The sequence below is a fragment of the Spongiibacter sp. genome (assembly GCF_041602295.1).
Lineage (GTDB): Bacteria > Pseudomonadota > Gammaproteobacteria > Pseudomonadales > Spongiibacteraceae > Spongiibacter.
Window position 1 is genome coordinate 59,706 of sequence record NZ_JBFIGO010000001.1, and the last position, 19,160, is coordinate 78,865.

Annotated in this window: 16 protein-coding genes; 11 read left to right on the plus strand and 5 right to left on the minus strand. The window is 57.4% G+C overall.

Translation table 11 applies throughout. The features are described from left to right. Window position 1: 1 nt before the first annotated feature. The 6 genes from ABYM29_RS00310 (at window position 2) to ABYM29_RS00335 (ending at window position 6,067) form a co-directional block, all read left to right on the plus strand. A complete protein-coding gene (locus tag ABYM29_RS00310; RefSeq protein ID WP_372860671.1) occupies window positions 2-859 on the plus strand; it encodes a type II secretion system F family protein in 858 nt (285 codons plus the stop codon). A 10-nt stretch (window positions 860-869) separates the two neighbouring features. Next, a complete protein-coding gene (locus tag ABYM29_RS00315) occupies window positions 870-1,745 on the plus strand; it encodes a type II secretion system F family protein (RefSeq protein ID WP_372860673.1) in 876 nt (291 codons plus the stop codon). 15 nt (window positions 1,746-1,760) lie between these two features. Further along, a complete protein-coding gene (locus tag ABYM29_RS00320) occupies window positions 1,761-2,462 on the plus strand; it encodes a tetratricopeptide repeat protein (RefSeq protein ID WP_372860676.1) in 702 nt (233 codons plus the stop codon). 11 nt (window positions 2,463-2,473) lie between these two features. After that, entirely contained in the window at window positions 2,474-2,731 is a 258-nt protein-coding gene (locus ABYM29_RS00325; RefSeq protein ID WP_372860678.1) for a DUF3613 domain-containing protein, read from the plus strand. A gap of 5 nt (window positions 2,732-2,736) precedes the next feature. Next, on the plus strand, window positions 2,737-4,824 hold the full coding sequence (locus ABYM29_RS00330; RefSeq protein WP_372860680.1) for a pilus assembly protein TadG-related protein: 2,088 nt from the start codon (window positions 2,737-2,739) through the stop codon (window positions 4,822-4,824). A 79-nt stretch (window positions 4,825-4,903) separates the two neighbouring features. Further along, window positions 4,904-6,067 carry a PilT/PilU family type 4a pilus ATPase gene (locus ABYM29_RS00335; protein ID WP_372860682.1) on the plus strand — a complete coding sequence of 388 codons (1,164 nt, stop codon included), beginning with the start codon at window positions 4,904-4,906 and terminating at the stop codon, window positions 6,065-6,067. A 43-nt stretch (window positions 6,068-6,110) separates the two neighbouring features. On the opposite strand, the gene recA is transcribed toward ABYM29_RS00335, so the two are convergent. Next, entirely contained in the window at window positions 6,111-7,145 is a 1,035-nt protein-coding gene (gene recA / locus ABYM29_RS00340; protein WP_372860685.1) for a recombinase RecA, read from the minus strand. A 220-nt stretch (window positions 7,146-7,365) separates the two neighbouring features. On the opposite strand from recA, the gene mutS reads away from it, so the two are divergent. The 3 genes from mutS (at window position 7,366) to ABYM29_RS00355 (ending at window position 12,247) form a co-directional block, all read left to right on the plus strand. After that, window positions 7,366-9,927, plus strand: a complete 2,562-nt coding sequence (gene mutS, locus ABYM29_RS00345; RefSeq protein WP_372860688.1) for a DNA mismatch repair protein MutS — start codon at window positions 7,366-7,368, stop codon at window positions 9,925-9,927. A 142-nt stretch (window positions 9,928-10,069) separates the two neighbouring features. After that, window positions 10,070-10,393 carry a ferredoxin FdxA gene (fdxA, locus tag ABYM29_RS00350; protein ID WP_372860691.1) on the plus strand — a complete coding sequence of 108 codons (324 nt, stop codon included), beginning with the start codon at window positions 10,070-10,072 and terminating at the stop codon, window positions 10,391-10,393. Window positions 10,394-10,519: 126 nt separating this feature from the next. Continuing rightward, window positions 10,520-12,247: a potassium/proton antiporter gene (locus ABYM29_RS00355; RefSeq protein WP_372860693.1), complete on the plus strand. Its 1,728-nt coding sequence runs from the start codon at window positions 10,520-10,522 to the stop codon at window positions 12,245-12,247. Between the two features lie 4 nt (window positions 12,248-12,251). Here ABYM29_RS00355 and ABYM29_RS00360 read toward each other — a convergent pair whose 3' ends face one another. Next, window positions 12,252-13,043, minus strand: coding sequence for an SDR family oxidoreductase (locus ABYM29_RS00360; protein WP_372860696.1), 792 nt, complete (start codon window positions 13,041-13,043; stop codon window positions 12,252-12,254). A gap of 259 nt (window positions 13,044-13,302) precedes the next feature. Here ABYM29_RS00360 and ABYM29_RS00365 point away from each other — a divergent pair, with 259 nt between their 5' ends. After that, window positions 13,303-13,980 (plus strand): TetR/AcrR family transcriptional regulator, encoded by a 678-nt coding sequence (locus ABYM29_RS00365; protein WP_372860698.1) that lies wholly within the window; start codon window positions 13,303-13,305, stop codon window positions 13,978-13,980. Here the strand turns inward: ABYM29_RS00365 and ABYM29_RS00370 are convergent. Next, window positions 13,977-16,457 (minus strand): ABC transporter permease, encoded by a 2,481-nt coding sequence (locus ABYM29_RS00370; RefSeq protein WP_372860700.1) that lies wholly within the window; start codon window positions 16,455-16,457, stop codon window positions 13,977-13,979. The genes ABYM29_RS00365 and ABYM29_RS00370 overlap by 4 nt on opposite strands. After that, window positions 16,457-17,143, minus strand: coding sequence for an ABC transporter ATP-binding protein (locus tag ABYM29_RS00375; RefSeq protein WP_372860753.1), 687 nt, complete (start codon window positions 17,141-17,143; stop codon window positions 16,457-16,459). Before ABYM29_RS00375 ends, ABYM29_RS00370 begins: the two co-directional genes overlap by 1 nt. 31 nt (window positions 17,144-17,174) lie before the next feature. Between ABYM29_RS00375 and ABYM29_RS00380 the strand changes: the two genes are divergently transcribed. Continuing rightward, entirely contained in the window at window positions 17,175-17,756 is a 582-nt protein-coding gene (locus tag ABYM29_RS00380) for an arylesterase (RefSeq protein WP_372860702.1), read from the plus strand. On the opposite strand, the gene ABYM29_RS00385 is transcribed toward ABYM29_RS00380, so the two are convergent. Beyond that, on the minus strand, window positions 17,753-19,147 hold the full coding sequence (locus ABYM29_RS00385; RefSeq protein ID WP_372860704.1) for a class II fumarate hydratase: 1,395 nt from the start codon (window positions 19,145-19,147) through the stop codon (window positions 17,753-17,755). The two genes, ABYM29_RS00380 and ABYM29_RS00385, sit on opposite strands and share 4 nt — an antisense overlap. Between the last annotated feature and the right edge of the window lie 13 nt (window positions 19,148-19,160).

Genomic DNA, 19,160 nt, shown 5'->3' on the forward strand with positions numbered 1-19,160 from the left:
GATGTTCTGGATTGCGTTAGTGGTACTGATGGTTGGCCTGGCCTTTGTATTGATGCTACTGGTCAATGTAGAAAAACCCAGCAATATAGACATTGGGGCCACTGAAAGAAGCGGCTCCGTACCGACGTTTGTTACTGACTACCTCGCGAATAACGGCGTTGAGCTGCCCGCGCCAGCGATCTACACCGTCGCCGCCAGCTTGGCCACGCTGTGCCTACTGAGTCCGCTGCTATTAAGCCCCGCTGTCGCGCTGCTCAGCATCTCGGGAGGCTTTGCATTCGTGTTAGTGGCCGTCAAGGTCATCGGCGCCAAACGCCGGGCAAAGATGCTTGAACAGCTGCCCTCTTTTATCAACCAAGTGACTCGCCGCCTGTCGGCCGGTGTCTCTGTGGAAAACGCCTTTGCCGATTCGGTAGAGACCCTTGAGCGCCCCCTGGGAACCGTGATGCGCCGCGTCGTGCGTCGCGTATACATGGGCTATGAACTTCACCAGGCCTTTGAAAAAGAGGCCAGCGTTACCCGTCTCCACGAATTCAATGTGCTGGCCACCGCCATCCGCATCAACGAACAATACGGCGGCAGTATCCGCTCGATTCTCGATGACATCGTTGGAATTTTACGGCTAGAAGAAGCCGGTAAACGCGAGCTCAGCGCGATGACCGGTGAAACCCGTTTCACCGCCATGGTGCTGGCCGTACTGCCGCCAGGGATTGCCGCGTACATGTTCACCATGAACCCCGGCATCATGCTCAACATGTGGAGTCAGGCCAGTGGTAAGTCCCTATTGATCGCTGCAGTCGTGTTGGAAATAGTGGGGGTGTTCGTACTCTGGCGCATGGTTAACTCGATAGAGTCCTAGGAAACTTAGCATGGAAACACAGCATTATTTCTTCATTTTTGGCGCGCTGATTCTCTGCACGGCTCCGGTTTTATTACTGGCCACAGCCCATGTCAGTGGCGGCAGCGAGCCCGACAAGAACAGTGGCAAACTGGAGTTTGGTCGCCACGACACTTGGCGCATGCTGCGCGAGGAAAACACCCACATCGCCTCCCTTTCGCAGCTCCTGCGCCGCGCGGGCTTATTTACCACGCAAGAGCAATTGCGCACGCTGAGCATCAGCCTGACGTTTTGTATCGCCACTGGCCTTACCGCCGGCGCCTATGCCGCCATACGCGGCTTGCCGATCAGCCAAATCCTGGGCGCCACCCTAGTGACCTTCGTCGTCAGTGTGTTTCTAGCCTATAAATTGCTCAAAAATAACGCTGAGGAACGCCAGGCAGCGTTGGAAAAAGAGTCAATGATGTTGATCCAGACTACTCGCATGCTCTGGCGAGTAGGCCTGTCACTGCCAAAATCCCTGGGTATTATCTGTGAACAATTGGCGGAGTTATCCCCCACTTGTTCCAAAGAATTATCGCTAGCTGCCAACAAGATCGAGTCCGGCCAAAGCCAGGAAGAGGCCTTATATGAACTCATCAATAGCTGTAGCGCCGAAGGCTTCAAAGAGTATCTGATTGTTATTCGCCAACAGTCTGTCACCGGCGGCAGTATCGACAAGTCACTGGATGAACTCTACAAGCTACTACAAACTCGCCGCCGACTGGGACTGCAGGAACAGGTCAACAAACTTTCGGGAAAAATGTCCCTAGTAATGATGATATTTCTATTCCCTGCCCTGCTGTTGTTTGTCGCCGCGCCAGGGTTGTTTTCGATGGTCCAAAGTCTCAACACCCTCAACGGCTAAGCGGAGCACAACACCATGCCTCACTACACCGCGCACCGCGCAACGCACTGGCTAGCAACCCTGGCGCTTGTCTTGCTGACCGGCTGCGCCAATATACAAAACAAGGGCGATACCGTTGCCGGCAACTGCAATCGAACACTCAATCAAACTGAGACCGTCAAGCTGGACCTCGTCAGCCAACTCATCGACGAAGCCAACTACTACTCGGCGCTGGCCCACCTGGAAAACGACAGCAGCGGCAGCCCTCGCGCGCTCTGGCTACGTGCCGAAGCCCAGCGTAAAACGGGCCTGCTCAACGAAGCCTACAACAACTACCGCGACCTCAGCCTAAGCTGCATGACCGCCGCCGGCCACGCCGGCATGGCAAAAATATTAGCGACCCGCGGCGACCTTGCCATCGCCCACCAACATATGTTGAAAGCCAGGCAGCTGGCTCCCACCAACGCCGACATCCGCAATGACTATGGATTTATTCTACTCGCCATGGGCGATTTTAAAGCTGCCCAGCGCGAATTCATGACCGCCATGCAACTCCATCAAGGCCACCCAGTGGCACTGCGCAACATGGTGATCAGCCTGATTCTTGATGGTGACAGTCGCACGGCCATGCGCCTAGCCAAGAACAATAATATCGACGACAACCAGTTTCGTGAACTAGTCAATAAAGCCAGTCACTTCGCCAAGCCCGCTGTCGCTCAGCGAGATATCAGCCAATAGGAACGCATACCATGACCAAGAGAACGTCACTACTTACCGCAGCGCTGTTGTTCAGTGGTGCAACCCTTGCCGCCGACAACGAATACAATATCAGCCGAGACAGTGCGGCAGCCAAGGCACTGGCCGCCCAGCGCGCAGGTGAAAGCGCATCACTGGAGTCGCAAACATTAAATGGCAAAGCTCGGTCCGCCAGCTACAAACGCTATCTGGACAGCTTCTCACAACCGATACCCAAATCTTTCATCGAAGACTCTTTCACTACTGAGTAGTCACTATGCCCGACTCTTCTATCCGTCAGCCAAAAGCATCGGCAAGATCACAGTCTGGCGTCATCGCCGTCATGGCGGCAGTGACCATGACTGCCATGGTGATGTTTTTGGCTCTTACGGTCGATACCGGGCGACTCTTTCTTGAAAAACGCACCCTGCAAAAGCAGGCCGACTTGGCTGCACTAGAAACCGCACTGGTCTACTGCCGAGATCAATCACTCAACGACGCAGGGCGCCTGTCAGCCGCCACAGATGCGCTATCGTCCACGCGAAATAACTTCCAAGGCGACGGCGAAAATATCATTGTCGAACTGGGGAAAATTCAATCGGTCGACAACGGCAACGGCGGCACCGTAAAACAATTCAGTGTCGACAGTAGCGGCAGTGCCGTGCGCGTAACACTGAGCCGCACCATCAACTCTTCACTGTTCGCACAGTTAACGCCCAACAGTAACAAGCAATTACAATTGCGGGCCAGCGGCACCGCACAGGCTTGCCAACCCATTGCCTCCCTCCACCTACGCAGCAATCTACTGAGTATCGACAGCAGTAGATCGACACTTTTAAACACCGTAATCGGCGGCTTGCTGGGCGGCTCGGTCAGCCTTGGCGTCGCCCAGTGGGACGGCTTGCTCAACACCGACATCAATCTGTTGAGCTATCTGGATGCCTTGGCGGTAGAGCTCGGCGTCCAAGCAGGTGACTACGACACGGTGCTCACGACAGATGTCAGTGTGACCGATCTCTTTGACGTTGCCGCGACCGTGCTGGAAGCCGATGGCAATGCCCTAACGGTCTCTGCGCTGCGCGATTTAGCGCTTGCCATTCCGATTGGCACGCCGACCTTACAGCTCGGCGAATTAATTGAGGTTCAGGCCGATGCCCCCACATCCGCGCTAAATGTCGGTCTGCAAGCGCTACAGTTAGTCCAAGGGGGCGTTCAGCTGGCCAATTACAAATCCGCGGTTAGCGCCGATATCGCCGTCAGCGCGCTGGGCTTGACGGATGCAACCATCAAAATTCAAGTACTCGATCCTCCCAAGATCTTGGCCACCGGCAATCCCGAGCTTGCCAGCTCCGCGCCCTACAGCAGCGACGCCATATTTGTCCGCTCCTCGCAGCTGCGCACCTTCGTGTCGCTTGACCTTCCCATCGTCGGGGCCACGCTAAGTAGCCTGACAAGCCTGTTAACCAACCCTCTGCTGAGCGGTATTACCGGCACGGTCAACAGTCTGCTCGCTTTGGATATCGTCGACCTGCTCACGAGTTTGAGCTGCCTGGTGTACTGCGATATCGAGAAAGATCTGCTCGATATCGAAGTGCTGAGCTCTCCTCGTCTAGACATCCTTCTGGATGCGGGTAACGGTGACGGCCGTGTTACCGACTACGACTGTAACAATGACGGCAGCAAAGCCCTCAGCGCTCTGGCCAGTAACTCCGCGGCCGACGTCATGGCAGGCAGTCTCGGTAGCGACACTAACGACGCCGCAGTTAACGCCTTTGCCAATGCCGACCCCACGGTCACCGCCATTCCGATTCTAGACCTGGGCAGTCAGCGCATCCGCTATCAATGCACGCTGCTGTTGATTTGCTGGACTGAATATTGGGACGGTGGCGGCTGGAATTCAGACCCGGCATCGGCGCAGCGCGACGCCTTTACTGGTGGCGGGCTCGGCCTGCGCCTCGACACCAGTCTGTTGGCCGCTTCGCAAACACTGGATTACCTGAACTCGCCGACCGAGGCCTATCTGCCCGAGTTTGGTATTGACCCCGGTGCAGAAGCCTACCAAAGTGCCGACACCAGCAGCCTGGTCAGCGGCGTTGAAGGCGGCCTGCTCGGTCTGGACCTGGAATTTTACGCCCCCAGTGGCGACGGCATTGGCGGCAGCCCTCTCGGCGGGCTGGTGGCCTTAGTCGGTGCCCTTGCCGACACTTTAAACACCACTGTCGAAGGTATTGTATCGAGCGCGGTGTCGCCTATTCTCACCGCCATCATCAATGACTTACTCGAAGCTTTGGGCATTAATTTAGCCCAATCGGAGTTGGGCGCCACCATGACCTGCGAAAGTGACAAGGTCGATCTTTCCCTCTAAGGGTCGACAAGCACTCGACCCGACGGGCCAGCGGCGATAAGCTACATCACACCAACGGCAAGCGAGAATCTCCCGCCCAATGACTTTTAATGATTACCTCACAATACTGGCTAAAAACGGTGGTTCCGACCTGTTTCTAAGTACCGGCGCGCCACCGTGTGCAAAATTCCATGGCAAGCTCAAACCGCTAGACAAAGAGCCTTTCAGTCCCGGAGATATCCGCGATATCGCCTACAGCATTATGGACGAGGAACAGCAAAAGGAGTTTGACCAGGAACTGGAGATGAACCTCGCGTACCACCTCGATAAAGTCGGGCGGTTTCGCGTTAACATCTTCAAACAACGCAACGAAATTTCGATTGTCGCGCGTAACATCGTCACCGATATTCCCAACGTCGATGCCCTGGGCCTGCCCCCCATACTCAAAGACGTCATCATGACTAAGCGCGGCTTGGTGCTATTTGTCGGCGCCACCGGCTCGGGGAAATCGACCTCCCTCGCGGCGCTCATTGACCACCGCAATACCAATAGCAGCGGCCACATCATCACCATCGAAGACCCCATCGAATTTCTTCACCGGCATAAGCGCAGCATCGTTAATCAACGCGAAATTGGCGTGGATACCCGCAGCTTTCATCAGGCATTGAAAAACACTCTGCGCCAGGCACCCGATGTCATTTTAATCGGGGAGATTCGCGACCGCGAGACCATGGAGCATGCCATCGCGTTTGCCGAAACCGGCCACCTGTGTATTTCCACCTTACACGCCAACAACGCCAACCAGGCGCTGGATCGGATCATTAATTTCTTCCCGGAAGAGCGCCGCAATCAGCTGTTATTGGACCTGTCGCTAAACCTCAAGTGCTTTGTTTCTCAGCGACTAGTCCCCACCTTGGACGGCAAGCGCTGCGCAGCGATCGAAATCCTATTGGGTACCCCGACAGTCGCACAGGCCATACACAAGGGCGAAGTCGAGTCGATCAAAGAGATCATGAGCAAGTCGGAAAACCTCGGCATGCAGACCTTCGATGCCGCACTGTTCAAGCTCTATGAGGACGGCAAGATTTCCTTCGAAGATGCGATAAAAAATGCCGATTCTGCCAACAACTTACGCCTGCGGATTAAATTACATAGCCGCCGAGGCCTTCCCGTTGACGCGGTAGAACAAGAGGCGCAACCCAGCAAAAAAGACAGTAGCTTCAGCCTGCAACTGGAAGAAGATCCAGAAGAGCCGGACTACTAAATTAGCCAGACAAAAAAGCCAGCTTTCGCTGGCTTTTTGCTAGTTACTCCGCCTCAGTTTCCGGCGTTTCAGCCCCCGCTTTGGCCGCAGGTTTAGGCAGCAACTGCTCGCGAATAGCCGTCTCAATTTCTGTGGCGATAGCCATGTTATCTGCCAAAAAACGCGCGGCATTTGCCTTGCCCTGGCCAATCTTATCGCCCTTATAGGCATACCAGGCACCGGATTTATCCACCAGCCCCAACTTCACCCCCAGGTCGATAACCTCGCCCATGCGATAGATGCCACGGCCATACATAATCTGGAACTCTGCCTGCTTGAAAGGCGGAGATACCTTGTTCTTGACCACCTTGACGCGCGTCTCATTACCGACCACCTCGTCGCCATCTTTCACAGCACCAGTGCGGCGAATATCCAAGCGAACAGAGGCGTAAAATTTCAAGGCGTTACCCCCAGAAGTCGTTTCCGGGTTGCCGAACATCACACCGATTTTCATGCGAATCTGGTTGATGAAAATCACCAGCGTATTGGTCTGTTTAATACTGCCGGTCAATTTGCGCAATGCCTGCGACATCAGTCGCGCCTGCAAACCGACATGGGAATCGCCCATATCGCCTTCAATTTCGGCCTTGGGCACCAGCGCCGCCACAGAGTCAATGACAATGACATCGACCGACCCAGACCGCACCAACATATCGGTGATTTCCAGCGCCTGTTCGCCCGTATCTGGCTGAGAGACCAACAGCTCGTCCAGATTCAGCCCCAGCTTTTCAGCATACTGAGGATCCAAGGCGTGCTCGGCATCGACAATGGCCACCGTCTTGCCCAGCTTTTGCGCCTCCGCCATCACCTGCAAACACAGGGTGGTTTTGCCCGAAGATTCCGGCCCGTAAATTTCGACAATACGACCAAAGGGCAAGCCGCCAATACCCAATGCGACATCCAAGCCCAGAGAGCCGGTCGATACCGAAGGCATAACCTCGCGCGAGCTGTCGCCCATTTTCATGATTGAGCCCTTGCCAAACTGACGCTCAATTTGGCCCAGCGCCGATTCCAGTGCCTTCTGCTTATTGGGGTCCATAGTTCCTCACCCTGAATTAGTCGCCTGCAGCGCGATGCCACACTTGCGAGATGCCTGATTAATTACTGTATGTATAATCAGTACTAAGCAAGACCTTGTCAATCCCTGTGAGGAAAAAAGTCATCCCGCAGACGCTAGCCAGCTCCCGCCGCATTCCGTAAACTTCTGCATTTTCCCCACGCACAAGCACCTGGCACCTCGGCCCCTTCGGAGAACGACTATGAATGCAGGCATCGACCTGGCACAGCACACGCCAATGATGCAGCAATACCTGAAGATCAAAGCAGAGCACCCGCAGGAGCTGCTGTTTTATCGCATGGGGGATTTTTACGAGCTGTTTTTTGACGATGCCAAGCGCGCGGCCGATCTGCTCGACATTACGCTGACCGCCCGCGGCAAATCCGGCGGCAAGCCCATCCCCATGTGCGGCGTGCCCTACCACGCCGCCGAGGGCTACTTGGCCCGCCTGGTCAAGCACGGCGTCTCCGTGGCCATCTGCGAGCAAGTCGGTGACCCGGCCACCAGTAAGGGACCGGTAGAACGCAAAGTGGCGCGAATAGTCACCCCGGGGACACTCAGTGATGAGGCGCTGCTCGAAGACCGTCGGGACACCCTACTGGTCGCCTGCTGTCACCAGGAGTCGACCTTCGGCCTGGCGGTATTGGACATGAGTAGCGGTCGCTTTAGCGTGTCCGAGCTGGCCAGCGAATCCGCACTACTGAGCGAGTTACAGCGTCTGCGCCCCGCCGAGCTCTTGTTACCCGAAGACTTCGGCGGCCAGTGGCTGCCCGACCTGCCCGGGCGCCGCGCCCTGCCACCCTGGGAATTTGATAGCGACAATGCCCGCCGTGTGCTTTGTGGCCACTTCGCGGTACAGGACCTGGCCGGCTTCGGCTGTGACACACTCGGCGTGGCGATCGCTGCCGCCGGCTGCCTGCTGCAATATGTCAAAGACACCCAGCGCTGCGAACTGCCACACATCCGCCGCTTACAACACGACGCCTGCGAGCGCGCAGTGGCGATGGATGCCGCCACCCGCCGCAACCTGGAGCTCGATCTCAATCTGAGCGGCGGCAGCGATAATACTCTGGCATCGGTGATCGATCGCTGCCAGACCGCAATGGGCAGTCGCTTGCTGAAACGCTGGTTGCATCGCCCGCTGCGCGACCGCCAGGTACTGGAGGCCCGTCGCAATAGCATTACCGCGCTAATGCAGGAATACCACTTTGAGGCGCTGCGCGAGCAGCTCAAGACCATCGGCGATCTTGAGCGCATCCTTGCCCGGGTGGCGCTGCGCTCAGCCCGCCCCCGGGACCTCTCGCGCCTGCAACACTCGCTGGCCGTACTGCCAGTATTGCAACAACTTTTGCAGCAGCTTCCGCTGCCTCACCTAAAGGAGTTGGCCGGCGACATTGGCGTCTTCCCCGACCTCGCCGAACTGCTACAAGGTGCCATTATCGACAACCCGCCAATGGTCGTCCGCGATGGCGGTGTCATCGCCCCCGGATACGACGCAGAGCTGGATGAACTGCGCAGCCTGAGCAGTGATGCCGGCGAATTTTTGATCGCAATGGAGCAGCGCGAACGGGAAAAAACCGGCCTGAGCACCCTGAAAGTTGGCTACAACCGCGTGCACGGCTACTACATCGAAATCAGCCGCAGCCAGGCCGAGCAAGCACCGGTGGAATACATTCGCCGGCAAACCCTGAAAAATGCCGAACGCTTTATCACGCCCGAGCTGAAGGAATTTGAAGACCGCGCACTGAGCAGCAAAAGCCGCGCGCTGGCGCGAGAAAAGGCCCTTTACGATGAACTGCTGGACCGACTCAACCAAGATCTCGGTGCACTGCAGCTGTCAGCCCACGCCCTGTGTGAATTGGATGTGTTGAGCAATCTCGCGGAGCGCGCCGTACAACTGGATTTCTGTGAGCCCCAGTTCAACGACGACGGCCGCATCGACATCGAACAGGGGCGCCACCCGGTGGTGGAAAATGTGCTCGACGAGCCCTTTATCGCCAACGACTTAAAACTGGACCGCCGGCGCCGCACATTGATTATCACAGGCCCCAATATGGGCGGTAAATCGACTTATATGCGCCAAACTGCGCTGATTGTCCTACTCGCACATATCGGCAGCCATGTGCCGGCCAAACGCGCCGCACTCAGTATTGTCGACCAGATTTTCACTCGCATAGGCTCCTCCGACGACCTGGCAGGCGGCCGCTCGACCTTTATGGTGGAAATGACCGAAACCGCCAACATTCTGCACAACGCCACCAAAAACAGCCTGGTGCTCATGGACGAAATCGGCCGTGGTACTAGTACCTTTGACGGCCTGGCCCTGGCCTGGGCCAGCGCCATTGAACTGGCTGACAAAGTCAAAGCGTTCACCCTGTTCGCCACCCATTATTTTGAGCTGACCGTGCTGCCGGAAACCTATCCCTGCTCAGCGAACGTGCATCTGGGCGTGCGCGAATTTAAAGACCACGTGGTATTTCTTCACCGCCTTGAAGAAGGCCCCGCCAATCGCAGCTACGGTTTACAGGTCGCCAAACTCGCCGGCATGCCCGACAAGGTTATCCATGCCGCCCGCAATAAACTCAACGAGTTAGAACAGCAATCCATCGCGCCCGTGGTAAAAACCAGCGGTCCCCAGGCAGATCTATTTGCAGGCGGCCACAGCTCGGCGCTTGAAGAGGCCCTCGAATCTATCGATCCCGACTCGCTGAGTCCCCGCGAAGCACTGGCGCAACTCTATGCACTGAAAGAATTGGCCAAATAATAACCGCCGGTGGCAATCATCTGTAAAACAGATAAACCACACCTAAATTATTGTTAAGGCTGGCGCTGTACCGATATTTTTCTCTGGTGTTACAATGCGCGCTTGCCGATTCACAGTCAGAGAGTAAAGGGGCTGACCAAAAATGACTTTCGTTGTAGGTGAAAATTGCATTAAGTGTAAGCACACGGACTGTGTGGAAGTATGTCCTGTTGACTGTTTTTACGAAGGCCCGAATTTCCTGGTTATCCACCCCGATGAATGCATCGACTGCGCACTCTGTGAGCCTGAGTGTCCAGCAGAAGCCATTTTCTCGGAAGATGAGCTGCCCGACGACCAGCAGGTATTCCTCGAACTCAACGCCGAGCTGGCAGAAGTGTGGCCTAACATCACTGAGATGAAAGAGGCCCCCGCTGACGCCGAAGAGTGGGCGGGCAAGCCCAACAAGCTGCAGTACCTCGAACGCTGAGCCACAGCAGATAAAAAACCCGCCACGGCGGGTTTTTTTTTGCCCGCCGGTCAAGCCGCACTTTGACAGCTTCCGCAGCGCTCGATTTAATACACGTATTCCGCATCACCCAGCCAAGGAAGCCCTTTGGACGCCGCCAGTATCAACACCTTGTTTCTCGTCGGCGCCAGCCTAGTAGCTGCCAGCATCCTGGTAAGTTCGGTGTCTTCGCGGCTCGGCATTCCCATCCTATTGCTTTTTCTCGGTGTCGGCATGGCAGCCGGGGAAGAGGGCCCCGGCGGCATTCACTTCGACAACTTTCCACTCGCCTACCTAATCAGCAATCTCGCACTGGCCATCATCTTGCTCGACGGCGGTATGCGAACCCGCATCGCCAGTTTTCGTGTGGCACTGTGGCCGGCGCTATCGCTTGCTACCGGCGGCGTATTGGTCACCGCCGCACTAACGGGCTGGGCCGCCACACTGCTGTTCTCGCTCAGCTGGATTGAGGGTCTGCTGGTCGGTGCCATCGTCGGCTCTACCGACGCCGCCGCAGTGTTTTCCCTACTCGGCGGCCGCGGCTTAAATGAACGCGTCGGTGCCACCCTGGAAATTGAATCGGGCAGCAATGACCCGATGGCCATGTTCCTCACCATCAGCCTGATTGAACTACTACTCACGGCGGCTCCCCTTAGCTGGAAGCTGGCAGCGGATCTCGCCTGGCAGTTCGGCATGGGCATTATTCTCGGGGTAGGCGGTGGCTATTTACTGTGGCGGCTGATCAACCGCATGACACTAGCCAGCGGCCTTTACCCCCTGCTCGCCGTCAGCGGCGGTTTGGTGATCTATGCCCTCACAACCGCCGCCGGCGGCAGCGGCATCTTGGCTATCTATCTCTGCGGCCTGGTACTGGGCAACCGACCCGTGCGCAACCGCCACGGTATTTTACATATGTTTGACGGCCTGGCCTGGCTTAGTCAGATCGCCATGTTCCTCGTGCTGGGGCTGTTGATCACCCCCAGCGAATTGCTCGGCGTCGCCCTGCCGGCGCTGCTATTAGCGCTGTGGATGATTCTGGTCGCCCGGCCCCTGGCGGTGTTTGCCAGCCTGCTGCCCTTTCGCAGCTTTGCCCTGCGCGAGCGCGCCTTTATCGCCTGGGTCGGCTTGCGCGGCGCCGTGCCGATTATCCTCGCCATCTTCCCGATGATGGCGGGTATAGAAGGTGCTCAACTGTACTTTAATGTCGCCTTTTTTATCGTATTGGTGTCACTGCTTGTACAAGGCAGCAGCCTGGGCTGGGCGGCGCAACGCGCCGATGTTATTGTACCGGCGGTGCCCGCTCCGGTATCCCGCGTCGGTCTAGAAGTCCACCTGGCCAGCCAGTGGGAGTTATTTATCTACACCCTGACCGCAGACAAATGGTACATCGGCCGGCCACTGCGCCAGTTACATATGCCAGAGAACACCCGTATTGCCGCCCTGTTCCGCAACCGCCAACTGCTCCACCCTAGCGGCAGCAGCGAGTTGCACAGCGGCGACATCCTCTGTGTCATCGGCCGCGACACCGACTTACCGGCACTGGGTAAATTGTTCAGCGAGCCGCCCAAGCAGGGCCTGGATATGCGTTTTTTTGGCGACTTTATTCTTCAGGCCGACGCGCGGCTTGGCGACATCGCCCTGCTCTACAACCTTAATATCCGCGATGACAAAGCCGACTTAAGCCTCGCCCAGTTTTTCTCCCACCGCTTGTCGTCACAGCCCGTATTGGGCGACCATATTCGCTGGCAGGGGATGATCTGGACCGTGGCCGAAATGGACGGCAAACACATCAGTAAAATCGGCCTGCGCAGCGATCCGGCCGACAGCCTCGACTAGGCGCTTAAAATAGCGACTTCATCGTGCCGCCATCGACAACCAAAGAAGCCCCGGTAATATAACTGGCCGCAGCCGACAGCAAGAACGCACCGGCGCGACCAAACTCATCGGGGTCGCCGTAACGCCCCATGGGAATTTGGGCCTCGTTGTCGCGGCGCTGCTCGGCCACCGACACTCCTCGCAGCGACGCCTGGTTGCTGTCTAAGGCCTTAATCCGGTCGGTGTAAATCAAGCCCGGAATCAAATTGTTGACGCGGATATGCTGCGGCGCCAACGACCGGCTGAGACTCTTGGCTAAGCTGCTCACCCCCGAACGCATCACATTTGACAACAGTAAGAAATCAATCGGCTCTTTCACCGACGACGAGGTCAACATCAACACCGAACCACCGCCGCTGCGCTGCATATGTGGCAATGTCTCGCGCACCAACCTGACCGCACTCATCAACGTCAGGTTAAAAGCGGCTTGCCAGGCGTCGTCATCAAACTGCTCAAAGCCACCCGGTGGCGGTCCACCGGCATTGACTAACACCCCGTGAATCGCGCCATGGCGCTCGGCAGCAACCGCCACCCAGCGCTTTATACTGTCGGCATCAGCCATATCCAACGCAGCACCGGTGACCTCCGCAGCGGTTTCCGCCGACAGCTCGGCGACCGCGCGCGCGACCGCCTCGCCGTCGCGACTACCGAGCACCACGGTCGCCCCGGCCAGGGCCAACTGGCGGGCAATCGCATAACCCAGACCCCGGCTCGCGCCGGCCAACAAAAAAACGTTACCGCGAACATTCAAATCCATTTTCACTTCCCTCAACTTTATCTCGAGTATGCCAAGTGCCGCCGCAGGCAACCATCCTACAAACGGCTAACAGCCGCTGAAAAAAGCCTGAAAAACAGGCAAAACCGGCCGCACAATTATCGAAGTCGGCCACGAAAAACCAGTGAATTTCGGGGTTTTTCGCGGTTTTCACGCAAAACAGCCATTTCTTGCAAAATAGGGATGACAAGGCCACTTTTCGCTGTCAACATTGTTTCAGCATCAACAATGAAGTGACCCTATGGCCAGTAACACCTCTTCCAGCTACCACCACGGCAACCTCCGTCAGGAACTGATGGACTTGGCCGAAAAGCATTTAATCGACGGCGGCGTCAGGGATCTCAGCCTGCGCGCGCTGGCCCGCGAAATTGGCGTATCGCAAACCGCGCCCTATCGGCACTTTCGCGACAAAAATGCCTTGCTGGCAGCATTGGCGACCGAGGGTTTTAAGCGCTTTTTTGAGATCGGCCGCCCCAGTGAAGAAGAGCCCCGCGCCGACAAGAGCCTGCTTTACTTTGGCCTGGCCTATGTGTCCTTCGCCCGCGAGCACACCGAACTGTTCCACTTAATGTTCGGGCCCGCGCTACAGCCCCGCAACCAATACCCGGAGCTGTTTGCCGCCGGTCGCGAAGCGATTTACAAGGTCCGCGCTGGCGTTGAGCGCGGCCTGGCCAACGGCGAACTGCGGCCACTGGACAACGTCGCCTCCATCGCGCACACCGTGTGGGCGGCCGTGCATGGCGTCACCACGCTGATGCTGGACCACGCCGATACCTACGGCTACCACCGCGACCTGCACCTGCAAGCCGAGAAATCCATGCGTATGATGATCGCCGGCCTGTGCACCGACCCCAGCTATATTTCCAACCTGCCCAGCGAGTCCACCCCCTACCCACCACCGGCAACTGAGTCGCGCTAATCACCGCGCAATAGCGTCACCGCCGAGCTGCGCAGCATTCGGCGACTGTGCCAGTACGCTAAAATGACTAGCAGAACAGCGCCCAGTAAGGCGCTGATCGGCAGCACCGACCAATACATCAACGGCGCGGACTCCAGCACCCAGCGCTGCACCCAGTACAGGCCAAAATTCGCGCCGACCGCCGCTACCGCGCCCGCCAAGGCGCCGAGCAACGCAAACTCACTCAGCAGTACCCACATTAAAAAGCGATTGCCCGCGCCCAGCGTGCGCAACAGCGCATTTTCCTGGCGACGCGCATCAAAGCTAAGTAAAACATTGGCCGCACTGATCAACAATGCGCAGGCGAGTACCAGTAACAACACAACCGCAATCGCACTGGAGAGCTGCGTAACCACCGATTGTACCTGGCGCAGCACCGCATCGATTTCAATTACACTGATCGTGGGGTAGCGCGACAACAATTCCGCCAGCAATGGCTTGTCGGCGTCAGCCAAGTAAAAACTGGTGATGTAGCTACTGGCATAATCGCGCAAGCTATTGTCGGGGAATAAGAAATAAAAATTGGGCCGCATACTGGTCCAATCCAACTGGCGAATACTGCTCACCTCGGCCGTCAGCCCACGCCCGCCAATATTGAACTGCAAGTGCGCCCCCAATCCCAGCCCCAGTTTCGCGGCCAAATCCTCTTCGACCGAGACCGCCAAAACCTCTCCCGGCGTCGCGACCTCGGCCAACCAGCGCCCGGCTACCAGGCGATTGTCGGCAGGCAAGTCGGCCGACCAACTGAGATTGACCTCCCTGTCGATGCCACTATTGCGGGTATCGAGTTCCTCTATACTCGCCAATAACCGGCCGTCGATATGCGTTAACCGCCCCCTCACCATCGGATACAAGCCCGCGTGCTCAACGCCTCGATCGCGGAGAAAATTCGCCAGTGGTTGCACCTCGGCGGCGGCGATGTTTATAAGAAAATAGTTGGGGGTATCGTCGGCAACCTGCTGTTGCCAGTCCTTCAGTAACAGCTCGCGCAACAGCACCAAGCTCAGCAGCACCATCAACGCCAAAGCGATGCTGGCCGCCTGAAAAGCGTTGGCATAGCGCCGCCGGTAAATACTCGACGCCGCCAAACGCTGACCACTTCCGGGCAGGCGCACACTCAGCGCACGCAGGCCCCGCAGACACAGCAGCACCAGCATGGCGGTGCCGGCGAGCAGCACCACAAATCCCGCCGCCAGTGCGGCCGTTAGCTTAAGGTCACCGCTATACCACAGCATCAGTAATGCGACACCACACAATCCCGACGCGGCCGCAGTCACCAGCCCACCATTCAAACCCTGCTGTCGCCGCAGCACGTGCAGCGGCGACACTCGGCTCAAGCGCACGATCGGCGGCATGGCAAAACTGATCAAGCACACACTGGCACTCGCCAGGGCGACAGCCAGTGGCCGCCAACTCGCCGACGGCAGATCCACAGCAATCAATTGCGCCACGCTACCCAAGAGCAACTGCTGGACCACGTAACCGCAGCCGCCGCCCAACACGGCCGCAAACACCAGCACTAAAAACAACTGCTGCATGTAATACGTCAACACATAGCGGCGACTGGCCCCCAGGGTTTTCATCAGCGCTACATTGTCGACGTTACGCTGACCGTAACGCTGCGCCGCCAGCGCGATGGCAGCGCCAGCCAGGGCCACCGCGAGACTGGCGGCCAACAACAGATACTGTTCTGCCCGCTGCAAAGCCTTCGCCAGCGCCGGCTGGCTATCCTCGACCGACAGCCATTTCTGGCCGGGCAGCAAACGCGCTTCCAGCCAACGCTGAAACACGTCAAGCTGGGCATCGTCACCATTGAATAAATAGCGGTAGTCGACCACGCTGCCCGGCTGAACCACCTCAGTGGCCGCCAAATCATCGCGATGCATCAGCGCGCGAGGGCCATAGATATTTAAAGCGCTGCCGCGGTCGGGTTCGTTGACCAGTACCCGACTGACCACAAAGGAGGCCTCGCCCAAGGTCACCGTGTCGCCAAGCTGAATCCCCAGCAGTGCAAAGGCGCGCGAATCCAACCATATGCTGCCGCGCGAGGGCCCCTGGCTCGCCACAGCGCTCTCACCAAAAACGCGCTCGGCGAATTGCAGCTGTCCCAGTAGGGGGTAGCTCGACGACACCGCCCGTATCGATACCAACAGCATATTGTCGCCGGCAAATACCATACTGCGAAATGCGGCAACCTCCCCGCGCTGAAGGCCGAGCTTGTCCGCTCGCTGTAACCACTCACCAGCGACCGGCCGGGCGCTGGCCAACACCCGCTCCGCCGCTAAAAAGTGCTGGCTCTGCGCCGCCATCGCGCCCTGCAAGCGCTCGGAAAAACCGGCGATACCGCTGACACTGGCGATCGCTAAACTCAGGGCAATACACAACAAGCCCAATTCACCACCACGCCAAGCCCTGAGCCACTGTCGAATCACCAACATCAGCGGGCCACCGCCAGCTCACACAACTCGCCATCGCGCATTTCAAACGCCCGCTCGCAGTGATCAGCCAGAGCCTGTTCGTGGGTCACCAGCACCAGCGTCGTGCCCTGCTCGCGGTTTAAGCGAAACAGCAGATCGCTGATATGGGCCCCCGTGTTGACATCGAGATTTCCGGTGGGCTCATCGGCAAATAAAATTGCCGGCTCACTGGCAAACGCGCGCGCTATCGCCACCCGCTGCTGCTCACCTCCGGACAATAACCGCGGATAGTGGTGCTGACGATGGTCCAACTCTAAGTCTTTTAGAAGTTGCTGAGCGCGCTGTCGCGGCGAGCGGCGACCCGCCAGCTCAAGCGGCAACATGACGTTTTCCAAGGCGGTAAGCGACGGCAATAACTGAAATGACTGAAACACAAAGCCTACCGAGCGCGCCCGCAGGGCGGCCCGCTGATCCTCTGTCATCGCCGCCAGTGACTGGCCATCGAGAAACACATCGCCACTCGTCGGCGTATCCAGCCCTGCCAACAAACCCAACAAGGTCGACTTGCCCGAGCCCGAAGGCCCGACAATTGCCGCGCTCTGCGATGTATTGATTTCCAGGTCAATCCCTTTCAGTATGTTGAGCTGACCATCACCGCTGGGCACTGTTTTGACAAGTTTTTCCACTCGTATCATGCGCTTTCCTATACTTGGCCTACTGTTGTCAGGCATTTTGTCTGTGGCGAGTGTATCGACCTATGGCGATGCGCGCAGCCAAAACATTTTACTGCTCGGTGACAGCCTGAGCGCTGGCTACGGCATTGATCCCGACAGGGGCTGGGCAACCCAGCTGAGCAATGAACTGGGTGAACGCTATCGCTTAATCAACGCCAGCATCAGCGGCGAAACCACTGCCGGTGGTCTGCAGCGACTTCCCGTACTGCTTGCACAGACCTCACCTAAAATCGTCATCATAGAACTGGGCGGCAACGACGGGCTGCGTGGCTACCCACTCGCTAGCATACGCAACAACCTGAAACAATTGATCACCCTTAGCGGCAACAGCGGCGCCGATATCTTGCTACTGGGTATGCGCATTCCCCCCAATTACGGGCGGCGCTATAGCGAAGGCTTCGCCGCTCTCTACCGCGAGCTGGCAGAGGAACACGGCGTCACACTGCTGCCTTTTTTTCTCGACGGCGTTGCGGGAAACCCCAGCTTAATGCAAGCCGATGGTATTCATCCAAACGCCCAGGCTCAACCGCAGTTAGCGCGTGCAGTCAGCAACACCTTGACCCCGCTGTTACAAGCGCCCCACTAATCGGTCTCCCCCGAGGGCAGCCCGCCTTTGGTGAGAACCGCGGGGTCGAGCACGTCGCGCAACTGATCGCGACTTAAGTCGGTCATCTCCTCGGCAACCTCAATGATATCTCGCCCCTCGGCATAGGCACGCTTGGCGATTTCTGCCGCCCTCGCATAGCCAATGATCGGATTGAGCGCCGTCACCAGTATCGGATTTTTAGACAGCGCCCGCTGCATATTCGCCTCTTCGCAAACAAAATCAGCGATACACTGCTTACCCAGCGCCTCGCTGGCATGGCTCATCAACTCAATACTCTGCAGCAGATTGTAGGCAATCACCGGCAACATGACATTCAACTGGAAATTACCCGACTGGCCGGCCAGCGCAACGCAGCTATCGTTGCCCATCACTTGAGCACAGGCCATCGCCACTGCCTCAGGAATCACCGGATTCACCTTGCCCGGCATAATACTGCTACCGGGCTGCAGGGCTTTAAGTTGAATCTCGCCCAGCCCTGACAGCGGCCCACTGTTCATCCACCGCAGATCATTGCTGACCTTGATTAACGCCACTGCCAGGCCGCGCAATTGCCCCGACGCCGCAACCGCCGTATCTTGGCAGGCCAAACCTTCAAAGAAATTTCGATTGACCTGCAGCGGCAAACCGACATTGTCACTGAGCGCCTGACAACACGCTGCGGCAAACCCCTGGGGCGCATTGATGCCCGTGCCTACCGCCGTTCCCCCCAGGCTGAGTTGGCATAACTGACTCAGTGAAAACTCCAGGCGTTCGCGACTCTTGGCCACCTGACAAGACCAGGCGGACAGTTCCTGAGCGACACTTATCGGCATGGCGTCCATCAAATGCGTGCGACCGGTCTTAATCACCCCTCTGAGTGAGTCAGCACGCTGGTCGATACACTCCTGCAACTCTAGCAATGCCGGCAAAAGATTATTGCGTATCTGCAATGCAGCGCTGAGATGAATCGCCGAGGGAATCACATCGTTGCTGCTCTGACTCATATTGACATGATCATTGGCGCTGATCGCCAATGCCGAATCCTCGGCGGCCAAGCACGCCACCACCTCATTGACATTCATGTTCGTGCTGGTGCCCGACCCCGTTTGAAACACATCCACCGGAAATTGATCGCGGTGCTCACCGCTGAGCAAACGATCGACAGCACTCACAATCGCGGTACAACGAGGGCCATCAAGTACACCAATTTGGGCATTTACCTGCGCGGCTGCGCGCTTGATATGCAATACAGCATCGATAAAGCTATCGGGCAAGGTCAGTGAGCTGATCGCAAAATTATTGATCGCGCGCTGGGTCTGTGCACCATACTTAGCCGCCACCGGCACCCTGACCTCGCCCATACTGTCTTTTTCCCTGCGATAATCTGTCATAGTTCAACCCTCG